Origin of the sequence: uncultured Halorubrum sp., from assembly GCF_937146585.1 — an archaeon.
Taxonomy (GTDB): Archaea; Halobacteriota; Halobacteria; order Halobacteriales; family Haloferacaceae; genus Halorubrum; species Halorubrum miltondacostae.
The window spans coordinates 1-11003 of sequence record NZ_CAKZRO010000050.1 but is presented as its reverse complement, the minus strand read 5'-3'; the positions used below and the strand labels follow the sequence as shown (position 1 = coordinate 11003).

Genomic DNA, 11003 nt, shown 5'->3' with positions numbered 1-11003 from the left:
CGCAGGCGGTCCGGCGTCACCTCGTCCATGGTGATCAGGTAGGCGTTGTCGTTGTTGTCGACGATCTCTTGGGCCGTCTCCCAGCGGCCCTGCCCGATCTTCGTACAGAAGATGACGCCCCACTTCTCGGCGTCCATCGCCTTGTGGACCGCGGCGTAGCGCTGCTTGAGGAACTGGTCGTGCTCGGCGACCGAGACGGCGTTGTTGACGGGGTCGGCGATGACGACGCGCTTGTCCGGGTGCTCCATCGCGAGACCGACCGGGTGGAACTTCCCGCCGCCGACGTACAGCACCTGTTCGGCGTCGATGTCCGCGGAGGCGTAGTTGCAACCGAGCACCTGCCCCTCCTTCGTGAGGCGGTCGTCGCCCCGGCGGGTGTGGACCTCGTAGCCGCGCTCCTCCAGCCAGTCGGTCATCTCCTCGAACCGGTTCATGTGCTGGGCCGTCGTGACCAGTCCCACGTCGGCGTCCTCCTCGGGCGGCGCGAGCTCCTCGGCCAGCGCGTCCTCCATGATCGGGAACGGGTCGACGTTCGAGAACAGCGGCACGTAGACGATGCTGTCGGACTCCTTCATCGGCGTGTGGCCGAAGTGGACGAACACGTCCGTCCGGCGCATCAGGTACGTGTCGAGGTCGCAGGCCCCGTAGCAGGGCTGCCCGGAGAGCATGAACGTGACGTCGTCGGGGGCGACCTCGCGGAGGTCGTCGGCGACCTTCGGGCCGCGGCGCTTGAGTCCCTCGGGGAACTGTAAGCCGACCTTCGTGGCGTCGCGCTCCTCGATGGCCTCGAGGATCCGGTCGAGTTCGTAGTCCCACTCGCGGTCGTGCTTGAGGGCCATCCCCGTCTTCGTCAGGTCGCCCTCCGTGGAGCCGCTCATATGGCCCGGTTTGTGCGGCAGGACGGTTAAACGGCGCGTTCGACCACGGGCCGCTCTGGCAGCGGCGCGACGCGTCCGATAGGTCCGCTCGTCGCGTCCGTGAGTCTCAGAGCGCGTTCCCGACGAGCAGCCGAGCGAGCCAAGCGCGGACGCCGGGAGCCATCGCACCCTGGGGGACCGCGACGGGGTCCGTCTCGACGCCGAGCGACGGGCGAGTCGCGTCGTCGGTCGCGTTCGGGGTCCAGACCAGCCGGTCGGCGGACGGACTCGCAGGGGCGGGGCCGTAGACGTCGAGGCCCGGACCCGTCCGCACGGTCAGTCGGTCGGCGGCGAGGTAGCGGGGACCCTGGCCGCCCGAGACCATCGGCCTGTTCGGCGAGGCCGGCGTCAGCGGCGTGAAGACGACGGTTCCGACCGACCGCTCCGCGGCGTCCGGGTCGCGGTACTCGACCACGAGCGTCTCGCCGTCGATCCGGGAGTCGACGTCTCCCGGGGACGCGACGCCGTCTCCGGCGGCCTCCTCCGCGACCGCGCGTCGGAAGCTGTCGTTCGTCGCGAGCGCGTCCGCGCCGGCCGCGAGTCTGGCGCGCGCCCGCCACGTCGTCGAGCCGTTCGCGTGGACGGTGATCGTAAGCGAGCTCTCGCCGGCGGTCACGCGCTCGCCGCTCGGCGTCGTCCGGTCGAGGTCGCAGACGCCGCACACGGGGGTCGGCGGCGCTCGGGCGTCGACCGGGGCCGCGGCGAACGCCGCGGTCGCGAGGAGGAGGAGCGCTACCACTGCGGGGAGGCTGCGAGGACCCATGTCCGGAGCGTCGACGTGGGCCCACTAGAACCCACGGGCCGCGTGGGAGGCGTCGGCACGGCTCGCTGCCGCGGCCGACGAAGCTAACAGCCGCCGCCGCCAATCGCGAGCAGATGACCGAGATCCCGCTCGACCACGTTCACGTCGCCCCCGACGACGGGGTAGGGGACGACCCCGCGCCCGCCGTCTTCGTCCTCCACGGTCGCGGCGCCGACGAAGAGGACCTGTTGCCGGTCGCCGCCGAGCTCCCGGACGACCACCACGTGATCAGCCTCCGCGCGCCCGACCGACTCCAGGGCGGGTACACGTGGTACGAGCTGGACCTCTCGGCCGGCGGGCTGGAGTCGAGCCAGCCGGACGCGGACGACTTCCGCCGGAGCCTCGACCTGATCGTCGAGAGCGTCGAGGCCGCGGTCGACGCGCACGGGCTCGACGCCGGCCGGATCGGCCTGCTCGGGTTCAGCCAGGGGGCGATCACGAGCCTCTCGCTCCTCTTGGAGGACCCCGACCGCTACGCGTGGGTCGTCGCGCTCCACGGGTACCTCGCGGAGTCGCACGCCGACCTCGACCCGGACGGGATCGAGGGCAAGCCGGTGTTCGTCGGCGCCGGAGCCGGCGACCGCGTGATCCCCCAGTCGCGGACGGAGGCGGCGATCGACCGACTCGAGGCCCTCGACGCGGACGTCACGAGCGGGAGCTTCCCGGGCGGGCACGGCATCGGTCCGCAGGAGCTCGACGCCGTCGTCGATTTCGTCGCGTCCCGAACGGCGTAGCGGACGGCGGAAGTCGCCGCCGAGCCCCGGCTTCGGCAGGTTCAAACCGATCGACGCCGATGTGCGAGCATGAGCGTCGAACAGGTCTCCATCGAGGACCTCGGCCGAGAGCTCGGCGAGCGGATCGCCGAAACCCCGGAGTACGAGCGCTTCGAGGAGGCGAGAGCCGCGGTCCAGCGCGACGAGGCGGTCCAAGAGCAGATCGACGAGTTCGAGCAGCTCCGCGCGGAGTTCATGCAGGCCCGCCAGACCGGACAGGCGACGAACGCGGAGCTCCAGCGCGTCCAGGAGGCGCAAGACGAGCTCCACTCGATGCCGGTGATGAGCGAGTACCTCGACGCGCAAGACGAGCTCGAGGAGACCCTCGAAGCGATCAACGAGGCCATCTCGGAGCCGCTCGCCGTCGACTTCGGCGGCGAGGCCGGCGGCTGCTGTCAGGACTGACTCGCGACCGACCGCCGCGAGCCGGACTGGACCCGAACGCGACCCGAGACCGCGCCGCGCGGTGACACCGGACGATCCTTTTTCGGCGATACCGACCCACGCCCGCCGTGATAGCCGTTGCCGGCGGCAAGGGCGGAAGCGGAAAGACCACGACCACCCTCGGGCTCGCCCGCGCGCTCTCGCGGCGCGGCGCGCCGGTCGTCGCGGCCGACGCCGACTGGGACCTCCCGAACCTCGCTCGGCTGGCCGCCGAGACGGACGCCGACGGCGGCCGGAAAGCCCGTCGCGGCGTGAAGGCCGGCGGGAGCGAGGCGAACACCGTCCTCGACGCCGTTCGAGGGACCGATCGGATCGTCGCCGGCCGCGCGGCGCCGACCGTTCTCGCCGCGCCGGACGAGCCGCGGTCGGTCGACCCCGGCGCGACGTTCGGCGCGCTCGCGGGGGCAACTCCGGACGGCGCGCCCGTGTTGCTCGACAGCCCGGCCGGAGCGTCGCCGGACGTGGCCGCGCCCCTGCGAGCGGCGGACGGCGCGCTGATCGCGACGCCGCTCAGGCGGGCCGCGCTCCGCGACGCCGCGAAGACGGCGGCGATCGCCCGCCGGCTCGACTGTCCGCCGGTCGGCGTCGTTGTGATCGGGGAGACGAGCGTGCCGGACCGAGTGGGGACGCTCCTCGGCTGTCCGGTCCTCGGCGCGGTCCCGGACGGCGGGGCCGCCCCGCTGGCAGATCCCGCCGTCCGGAGCGCGTACGACGACCTCGCCCGGCGGCTCGGCGAGACCGCGGCGGCGACGGGGTGGCAGGTCGCGTGAGGATCGGGCGGCGAACCCGCGCGGAGACGACGGCGGGCGGTGGCTCGACCGGTCGAGAAGGCCGCCATCGACAGACCCAAACCTCCACGGGCGGCAGCGATCGTATGGAGACGCTCCCGACTGGGATCTCGGCGCTGGACCGGCAGTTCGGCGGAGGGCTCCCGAGCGGTAGCGTCGTCGTGTTGGAGGCCGACCCCGACAGCCAGTCCGAGCTCATCCTGAACCGGTTCGCCCGAGTCAGGGAGTGCCGCTACCTGACGACCGTCCGGTCGGCCGCGGCGGTGGAGGCGGCGCTCGGCGGCGACGGGGACGAGGAGACGACCGTCGAGGCCGTCGGCGACGGCGGGGACCTCGACGAGGCGGCGTCGCTGACCGAGGACCCCCCCGACGGCGGGACGCTGATCGTCGACTCGGTGGAGCCGCTGGAGGAGCGCGCGTCGCCCGCGGCGTACGCGGAGTTCCTCGACGGCGTCCGCTCCCGGATCGACGGCGCCGACGGCGTCGCGCTGCTCCACGCGCTTCGCGGCGGCGAGGACCCGGCGACCCGCCGGGTCACGGAACAGGTCGCGGACGTCGTGTTCGACCTCCGAACCACCGTCACCGGCACCGAGATCGCGAACCGGCTGATCGTACCGAAGTTCCGCGGCGGCGCGGCCCTAGAGGAGCCGCTGAAGCTGAAGCTCACCGACGCGGTGGCCGTCGACACGAGCCGCGACATCGCCTGAATCGGTCGGTTTTTCGCCGTCGTTTACACCGCGACGGCCGCGAGGACCACGATCGCGCCCGTCGCCGCCGCCGCGACCGCCCAGTTGCGCGCGGTGTCGAACGCGCCGTACGGCCCGCCCTTCCGCGAGAAGAGGTACAGCGAGTACACGGCGAGCGGCGCCAGCGTCGGGAGCGTCGCCACCGAGACGACGCCGGTGAAACTCGACAGCAACGCGATCGCGACGGTCGCGGCGCCCGCGACCCCGGCGACGAGCGCGTCCTCGCGTGCCCGTTCGATCTCCATACCGGTGTGGGCGCGGCGTCGGGCAAAAGCGATCCGTTCGCCGGTCGACCTGACGCTGCGGGCTGAGCTACCGGCGCGGGTAGCGGCATAGCGCGGCCGCTCAGGGGACAGCGTCTCGAAAAAGGAAATCGGCAGAGACGGGGTCCGTTACTCCTCGTCGATCTCGTCGACGATCTCGTCGGCGTCGACGTCGACGTCCTCGAGCGCCTCCTCGATGTCGACGTCGCCCGCGCCGGCGCCGCCCATGCCGCCCATCATGCCGCCGAGGCCGCCCATCCCGCCGCCCTCGATGACCTCCTCGATCACGACGCGGTCGAGATCGAGGCGGTCCATGAGGTCCTGCGCGATCTGCTGTTTCTGGAACATCCACTGCTGGTTCATCTGCATCGCCTGCGTCGCGGTGACGTAGAGGACGTCCTTCTCGACTTCCTCGGTCTCGACGGTCTCCTCGCCGTCGTCGTCCTCGGTGACGGTCTCCTCCTCCTCGGTCTCCGTCTCGATGCGGACCTCGGGGGCCTCCTGGAGGTACATCCCGAGCATGCCCGACGCCTGCTCCTCGCGGTCGTCGATGGCTTCGATGATCTCGTACTCGTACTCGAGGTCCTCGCCGGCGAGGGGGTGGTTGAAGTCGACGCGGGCGCGGCCGCCGATGATCGTCTCGAGGTGGCCCTGCTGGTTGTCGATCTGGACCTGCGCGCCGGGGTAGCGGCTGTCCTCGGGGATCTTGTCGGCCTTGACCGTCTCGACCTCGTCGGGGTCGTACTCGCCGAAGGCGTCGTCGGCGGGGACGTCGACCGTGCCCTCGTCGCCGACGGCGCCGCCGACGAACGCCTCCTCGACGGAGGGGAACACGTGACCGGCGCCGAGCGCGATGATGCGGGGCTCGAAGTCGTACTCGTCGGTGTCGATCTCGGCCTCCTCGGCCGTCTCCTTGTCCGTGGTGTCGATGACGCGGTCGTCGTCGGCCGTTCGGATCGTGTACGCGACGCGGACGAAGTCGCCGTCCTCGAGTCCGTCGGCGTCAGTCTCGGTCTCGGTCTCCTCGGCCTCCTCGGCCGCGTCCGCTTGCTCCTGATCGCTCATACCTGAAGGTCTCCTGTTACACCCTTAAGAAGCACGGTTCGGCCCGAAGCCCGCCGGCGAGCGGGCGACAGCGGCGGTTCGGCGGCCGACGCGCCGGCGCACGGCCCGCGGCGGCGCGACGCGAGACCGGCGGTGTCCCGCGCCGCTTATGCCCGTCCCGGTCGCATCGCCGGGCATGTACGAGGTCGAGATCAAGGTCCCGGCCGACCTGGACGCGACGCGCGAGCGACTCCGCGAAGCCGGGGCCGAGCGCGTCGCCGCCAAGCGGCAGCGCGACACCTACTACGACGCGCCGCACCGCGAGTTCGCCGAGACCGACGAGGCGCTCCGGATCCGACGCGAGACGCCGCTGTCGGACGGCGACGGGTCGGTAGAGGGGGACGGCGACGGATCGGCGGAAGGGGGCGCCGACCCGGCGGCGACGGTCACCTACAAGGGACCGCTCCTCGAGGCGGCCTCGAAGACGCGCGCCGAGCACGAGACGGGCGTCGACGACGGCGAGGCGCTCGCGGCGGTCCTCGACGGGCTCGGCTTCGAGCCGGCCGCGACGGTGGAGAAGCGCCGCGAGTTCTGGGCGTACGACGGGTTCACCGTGACGCTCGACGCCGTCGCCGGGCTCGACGAGTACGTCGAGATCGAGCGCGCCGTCGAGGCCGAGAGCGAGGTCGACGCGGCGCGCGAGGCGGCGGTCGAGGCGCTCGACCGGCTCGGCCTCGACGCCGCCGACCAGGTGCGGACCTCATACCTCGGGCTGCTGTTGGCGGCCGAGGACGACTGACGGCGGGAGCTACGCCGCGTCGCCGTCTCCCTCCGGCCGCTTCTGAGAGAGGACCGTCCGCTCGAACTCGCAGACGAGGACGTCGTCGTCGCCGTCGACGATCTTGAACGCCTCCACGCGCATGGTGACGACGCCGCGCTCGCCGTCGCTCGTCTCCCGTTTGTCGGTGACGGTCGAGCGCGCGCGGATCGTGTCGCCGTGGAACACCGGGTTCGGGTGTTCGACGTCGTCGTACGAGAGGTTCGCGACGATGGTCCCGTCGGTCGTCTCCGGGATCGAGACCCCGACCGCGAGCGACATGGTGTACAGCCCGTTCACCAGCCGGTCGCCGAACTGCGTCTCGGCGGCGAAGTCGGCGTCGAGGTGGAGCGGCTGCTGGTTCATCGTCATGTCGCAGAAGCGCTGGTTGTCTGCCTCGCTTATGGTCCGTCGCGTCGCGTGGTCGATCGTCTCGCCGACCTCGAACTCCTCGTAGTAGCGTCCGGGCATGGCCCGTCGGTCGCCCGGCGGCGTGAAATCGGTACCGCTCTCGCGGCCGGCGGATTTTAGCCGCGCGACCGCGGACCCCGAGACATGCCACGCCGAAGCCTGCTGTTCTCGCCCGGCGACAGCCCCGACCTCATGCGGAAGGCCCCGCGGTCCGGCGCCGACGTGATCTGCTTCGACCTCGAGGACGCCGTCGCCCCGGCGCGGAAGGACGAGGCGCGGGCGGCGGTCCGCGAGGTGCTCGCGGACCCCGCGTTCGACCCCGACGCGGAGGTCTGCGTCCGGCTGACCGCCGAGTCGCCCGCGGCCGACCTCGACGGCGTGTTAGGGAGCGACGCCGAACCCGAGGGGGAGCCGGCGAGTGAGGGAGCCGCCGTCCGCCTCGACGCGGTGATGCTTCCGAAGGTGGAAGACGCGGACCGCGTCGGCGACGTCGCCGACCTGTGCGCCGAGCGCGGGCGCGACCCGGCGGTGTTCGCGCTCGTCGAGACCGCGGCGGGGGTCCTCGCGGCCGAGGCGATCGCGGCCGCGGACGCGACCGACGCGCTCGCGTTCGGCGCGGAGGACCTCGCCGCCGACGTGGGCGCGACCCGCACCGACGAGGGGACGGAGGTGCTGTACGCCCGCGAGCACGTCGTCCTCGCGGCGAGCGCGGCCGGCGTCGACGCGATCGACACGGTGTACACGGACTTCTCCGACGAGGCGGGACTCCGCGAGGACGCGGCGTTCGCGCGCCGGCTCGGCTACGACGGGAAGCTCGCGATCCACCCGGCGCAGGTGGGGCCGATCACGGAGGCGTTCACGCCGGACCCGGAGGACGTCGAGTGGGCCGAGTCCGTCCTCGACGCCCGCGACGAGGCGGAGCGGGAGGGACGTGCCGTCTTCCAGGTGGACGGCGAGATGATCGACGCGCCGCTGATCGCGCAGGCGGAGCGGATCCTCGACCGCGCGCCGGAGAGCGGTCGGTGAGACCACCGGCCGAGGTGGCTGCGCTCCGGTCCGTCCGTCACAATTAACCGCAGTCCGGGAGCACGTTCGGGTATGTCTTCCGAGGCGAACCCGTTCGAGAGTCTGCGAGAGCAGGTCGACGACGCCGCGGCGGTCGTCGACGCCGATCCGGGCGTCATCGAGCGCCTGAAGAACCCCGAACGGGTGTTAGAGACGAACCTGACGTTCGAGCGCGACGACGGCTCGCTGGAGACGGTGCGCGCGTACCGCTCGCAGTTCAACGGCGACCGCGGCCCCTACAAGGGGGGGATCCGCTATCACCCGGGCGTCACCCGCGACGAGGTGAAGGCGCTGTCGGGCTGGATGGCGTACAAGTGCGCCGTCGTCGACGTCCCGTACGGGGGCGGGAAGGGCGGCATCGCGATCGACCCGGCCGACTACTCCGAGGCCGAACTGGAGCGGATCACCCGCGCGTTCGCGACCGAACTGCGGCCGCTGATCGGCGAGGACCGCGACATCCCCGCGCCGGACGTCAACACCGGCCAGCGGGAGATGAACTGGATCAAAGACACTTACGAGACCCTAGAGAACACGACCGCGCCCGGCGTCATCACCGGGAAGGCGCTCGACTCCGGCGGCAGCGAGGGGCGCGTCGAGGCGACCGGTCGCTCCGTCGCGCTGTCGGCCCGCGAGGCGTTCGACTGGCTCGGCCGCGAGCTGGCCGGCGCGACGGTCGCCGTCCAGGGGTACGGCAACGCCGGGTCGATCGCGGCCAGGCTCCTCGACGACCTCGGGGCCGACGTGGTGGCGGTGTCCGACTCCTCCGGCGGCATCCGCGACCCCGAGGGGCTCGACCCCCGGGACGTGAAGTCACACAAGGCCGAGACCGGCTCGGTGATCGGCTACTCGGGGAGCGAGCGTATAACCAACGAGGAGCTGCTCACCCTCGACGTCGACTGCCTCGTGCCGGCCGCGCTGGAGAACGCGGTCGACGGGGACCTCGCGACGGACGTCGAGGCGGACCTGATCGTCGAGGCCGCGAACGGGCCGCTCACGCCCGGCGCGGACGACGTCCTCGCCGAGCGCGACGTCCACGTCGTCCCCGACATCCTCGCGAACGCCGGCGGCGTCACCGTCTCCTACTTCGAGTGGGTCCAGAACCGCCAGCGGTTCGGCTGGACCGAGGAGCGCGTCAACGAGGAGCTCGAACGCGTGATCACGGAGGCGTTCGACACGCTCGTCGACACCTACGAGTCGAACGAGGTCCACAACCTCCGGACCGCGGCGTACGTCGTCGGCATCGGCCGGATCGTGGACGCCTACGATCAGGCCGGCAGCTGGCCGTAGCTCGCCGCAGCCGGCCGTGCCACCTGCGGTTCTGTCGATTCGAAAATCGAGATCGCTCACTCCAGCGTCGCGTCCCGGATCTCGACGTGCCCCCGGTCGCCCTCCCACACCGCGTCGTAGGTGAGGTCGATGCGACGGTCCATGTGGGGGCCGTCGACGACGTACGTCTCGAACTCCCCGCCCTCGCCGAGCGGGTGGACGCCGTACTCCTCGCGGAGCGCGAGCAGGTCGTCGAGCGCGGCCGCGTCGTACCGCCGCCCGAGCCACGACTCGTCGAGCCCGTACGCCGCCACTTGGACGATCCGGATCTCGAAGCCGGCGTCGAACATCGCTTCCGCGAGTTCGACCGGGTCCCGCTGCCACAGCGGCGCGAACAGGTCGATCTCGAGCCGGTCGCACATCGCCTGGATCCGGCTCGTCTGGAACTCGCTCTCGACCGCGCCGGCCGTGACGCCCGCGAGGTCGACGTCGTCCGCGGCGGCGATCTCGCGGAGCGCCGCCTCCATCGGCTCCAGTTCGGCGTCGCCCTGCGCGCCGGCGTCGTCCACGTCGCCGGCGCCGAAGTCGTCCGGCGACACCTCGACGAGGTCGATCCCGACGCTCTCGGCGGCGAGCGGGGCCAGCTCCGTCGCCGGCGTGTGGTACATGTACGAGTCGCCGGCCGGGTGGACGGTCAACAGTCGCGAGACGTCGAGCCCCTCCGCTAAGGCGCGGTACAGGGCCCACGACGAGTCCTTGCCGCCGGAGAAGAGGCTCACCCAGTTGCTCATGACCTGGAGAGGGGGTCGCGCGGATAAATGGTCGGCGGTCGGACGGCGGCGGGGACCGGGCCGAACGCCGCGCGCGGGACCGGCCGCGGCGGGCGCGTCGCCTCAGTCCGAGATGAACTCGTTGTCGCGCCAGTTGACGCCGCCCTCCCCCTCGCCGGCCCCCTGCGGGCTCTCGACGACCTCGATGCTGGCGGGTCGCGGCTCGCCCTCGACGATCCGCGTCGCCTCCAGTTCGCCGTCCTCCTCGGTGATCGCGGTCAGCGTCCCCTTCTCGGAGAGCGTCGCGATCTTACGGAGCACCCGGAACATGGGGTACTGGAGCGCGGAGTTCTGGAGGACGGTCTCGCGGTCGCCCTTGAAGCAGGCGAACTCGACCAGCTCGGAGGGGATCTCCTCCTCCTCGTCGTCCATCCACTGGGGGCCGCCGGCGCGGGGCGGCTCCTCCTCCCAGACGCGGGTCTCCGTGACCGACGCCTTCAGCTGGGCGGTGGGCGTGTACTTGCTGATCGACTCGTCGTCGGACAGGGCCTTGATGATCAGTGTGTTGTTTCGACGCGTGATGTCGATGTCGTCGATCTCCTCCGGCAGATCGGGGTCTTCGTCGAAGTACGTCTCTACGTCTTCGAGTGGCAGTTCGAGCGTCGAATGAAGTCGGAACACGCGGCCTGTCATTGTTTGTGGAGTACGGTGGGGTCGGACCGATGGTCGCGGCGGCGGCAACGGCCGCACCTACCTTATGTACGCACCGTGGGTTTATATGGACTGCCCTTCGAAGTGTGAGGATCGGTGTGACGGCGGCGCGCGGCTCCGAGTGGAATCCGGGCGGCGCGCGGCTCCGAGGCGGGTCCGGAGCGGGGTCGACTCGTTACTCCGCGC

The 11003-nt window shown here is 71.7% G+C and carries 14 protein-coding genes; 7 read left to right on the top strand and 7 right to left on the bottom strand.

The features are described from left to right. Together dph2 and Q0116_RS04550 are read right to left on the bottom strand one after the other, a co-directional pair. The coding region (gene dph2, locus Q0116_RS04555) for a diphthamide biosynthesis enzyme Dph2 (RefSeq protein ID WP_297885937.1) at positions 1–878 on the bottom strand (878 nt) is incomplete at its 3' end. Between the two features lie 106 nt (positions 879–984). Then, the gene (locus tag Q0116_RS04550) at positions 985–1680 is read right to left on the bottom strand and encodes a hypothetical protein (RefSeq protein ID WP_297885936.1); all 696 of its coding nucleotides are present in this window, start codon (positions 1678–1680) and stop codon (positions 985–987) included. A gap of 113 nt (positions 1681–1793) precedes the next feature. Between Q0116_RS04550 and Q0116_RS04545 the strand changes: the two genes are divergently transcribed. From Q0116_RS04545 to Q0116_RS04530, 4 genes are all read left to right on the top strand, one after another. Further along, positions 1794–2453: an alpha/beta hydrolase gene (locus tag Q0116_RS04545; RefSeq protein ID WP_297885934.1), complete on the top strand. Its 660-nt coding sequence runs from the start codon at positions 1794–1796 to the stop codon at positions 2451–2453. A gap of 69 nt (positions 2454–2522) precedes the next feature. Beyond that, a complete protein-coding gene (locus Q0116_RS04540; RefSeq protein WP_297885932.1) occupies positions 2523–2897 on the top strand; it encodes a YlbF family regulator in 375 nt (124 codons plus the stop codon). 107 nt (positions 2898–3004) lie between these two features. After that, entirely contained in the window at positions 3005–3706 is a 702-nt protein-coding gene (locus tag Q0116_RS04535; RefSeq protein WP_297885930.1) for a P-loop NTPase, read from the top strand. A 104-nt stretch (positions 3707–3810) separates the two neighbouring features. Next, positions 3811–4431, top strand: a complete 621-nt coding sequence (locus tag Q0116_RS04530) for a transcriptional regulator (protein WP_297885928.1) — start codon at positions 3811–3813, stop codon at positions 4429–4431. 23 nt (positions 4432–4454) lie between these two features. Here Q0116_RS04530 and Q0116_RS04525 read toward each other — a convergent pair whose 3' ends face one another. Both Q0116_RS04525 and Q0116_RS04520 read right to left on the bottom strand, forming a co-directional pair. Further along, the gene (locus Q0116_RS04525) at positions 4455–4715 is read right to left on the bottom strand and encodes a hypothetical protein (RefSeq protein WP_297885926.1); all 261 of its coding nucleotides are present in this window, start codon (positions 4713–4715) and stop codon (positions 4455–4457) included. Positions 4716–4862: 147 nt separating this feature from the next. Beyond that, on the bottom strand, positions 4863–5798 hold the full coding sequence (locus Q0116_RS04520; RefSeq protein WP_297885924.1) for a peptidylprolyl isomerase: 936 nt from the start codon (positions 5796–5798) through the stop codon (positions 4863–4865). Between the two features lie 175 nt (positions 5799–5973). Between Q0116_RS04520 and cyaB the strand changes: the two genes are divergently transcribed. Next, positions 5974–6576, top strand: coding sequence for a class IV adenylate cyclase (gene cyaB, locus Q0116_RS04515; protein ID WP_297885922.1), 603 nt, complete (start codon positions 5974–5976; stop codon positions 6574–6576). 9 nt (positions 6577–6585) lie between these two features. Here the strand turns inward: cyaB and Q0116_RS04510 are convergent, their stop codons facing one another. Beyond that, positions 6586–7065, bottom strand: coding sequence for a MaoC family dehydratase (locus tag Q0116_RS04510; RefSeq protein ID WP_297885921.1), 480 nt, complete (start codon positions 7063–7065; stop codon positions 6586–6588). An 84-nt stretch (positions 7066–7149) separates the two neighbouring features. Here Q0116_RS04510 and Q0116_RS04505 point away from each other — a divergent pair, with 84 nt between their 5' ends. Further along, positions 7150–8031, top strand: coding sequence for a CoA ester lyase (locus tag Q0116_RS04505; RefSeq protein ID WP_297885920.1), 882 nt, complete (start codon positions 7150–7152; stop codon positions 8029–8031). A 72-nt stretch (positions 8032–8103) separates the two neighbouring features. After that, on the top strand, positions 8104–9357 hold the full coding sequence (locus Q0116_RS04500) for a Glu/Leu/Phe/Val dehydrogenase (RefSeq protein WP_297885919.1): 1254 nt from the start codon (positions 8104–8106) through the stop codon (positions 9355–9357). A 56-nt stretch (positions 9358–9413) separates the two neighbouring features. On the opposite strand, the gene Q0116_RS04495 is transcribed toward Q0116_RS04500, so the two are convergent. After that, complete coding sequence (locus Q0116_RS04495) at positions 9414–10127, bottom strand: diphthine--ammonia ligase (RefSeq protein WP_297885917.1); 714 nt, start codon at positions 10125–10127, stop codon at positions 9414–9416. Between the two features lie 102 nt (positions 10128–10229). Then, positions 10230–10799, bottom strand: coding sequence for a hypothetical protein (locus Q0116_RS04490; protein ID WP_297885915.1), 570 nt, complete (start codon positions 10797–10799; stop codon positions 10230–10232). Positions 10800–11003 lie beyond the last annotated feature (204 nt).

What these genes read in the sequence shown, in the direction of transcription:
- Q0116_RS04550 (WP_297885936.1), bottom strand. Translation starts at nt 1,680, where the DNA reads ATGGGTCCTCGCAGCCTCCCCGCAGTGGTAGCGCTCCTCCTCCTCGCG.
- Q0116_RS04545 (WP_297885934.1), top strand. Translation starts at nt 1,794, where the DNA reads ATGACCGAGATCCCGCTCGACCACGTTCACGTCGCCCCCGACGACGGG.
- Q0116_RS04540 (WP_297885932.1), top strand. Translation starts at nt 2,523, where the DNA reads ATGAGCGTCGAACAGGTCTCCATCGAGGACCTCGGCCGAGAGCTCGGC.
- Q0116_RS04530 (WP_297885928.1), top strand. Translation starts at nt 3,811, where the DNA reads ATGGAGACGCTCCCGACTGGGATCTCGGCGCTGGACCGGCAGTTCGGC.
- Q0116_RS04525 (WP_297885926.1), bottom strand. Translation starts at nt 4,715, where the DNA reads ATGGAGATCGAACGGGCACGCGAGGACGCGCTCGTCGCCGGGGTCGCG.
- Q0116_RS04520 (WP_297885924.1), bottom strand. Translation starts at nt 5,798, where the DNA reads ATGAGCGATCAGGAGCAAGCGGACGCGGCCGAGGAGGCCGAGGAGACC.
- cyaB (WP_297885922.1), top strand. Translation starts at nt 5,974, where the DNA reads ATGTACGAGGTCGAGATCAAGGTCCCGGCCGACCTGGACGCGACGCGC.
- Q0116_RS04510 (WP_297885921.1), bottom strand. Translation starts at nt 7,065, where the DNA reads ATGCCCGGACGCTACTACGAGGAGTTCGAGGTCGGCGAGACGATCGAC.
- Q0116_RS04505 (WP_297885920.1), top strand. Translation starts at nt 7,150, where the DNA reads ATGCCACGCCGAAGCCTGCTGTTCTCGCCCGGCGACAGCCCCGACCTC.
- Q0116_RS04500 (WP_297885919.1), top strand. Translation starts at nt 8,104, where the DNA reads ATGTCTTCCGAGGCGAACCCGTTCGAGAGTCTGCGAGAGCAGGTCGAC.
- Q0116_RS04495 (WP_297885917.1), bottom strand. Translation starts at nt 10,127, where the DNA reads ATGAGCAACTGGGTGAGCCTCTTCTCCGGCGGCAAGGACTCGTCGTGG.
- Q0116_RS04490 (WP_297885915.1), bottom strand. Translation starts at nt 10,799, where the DNA reads ATGACAGGCCGCGTGTTCCGACTTCATTCGACGCTCGAACTGCCACTC.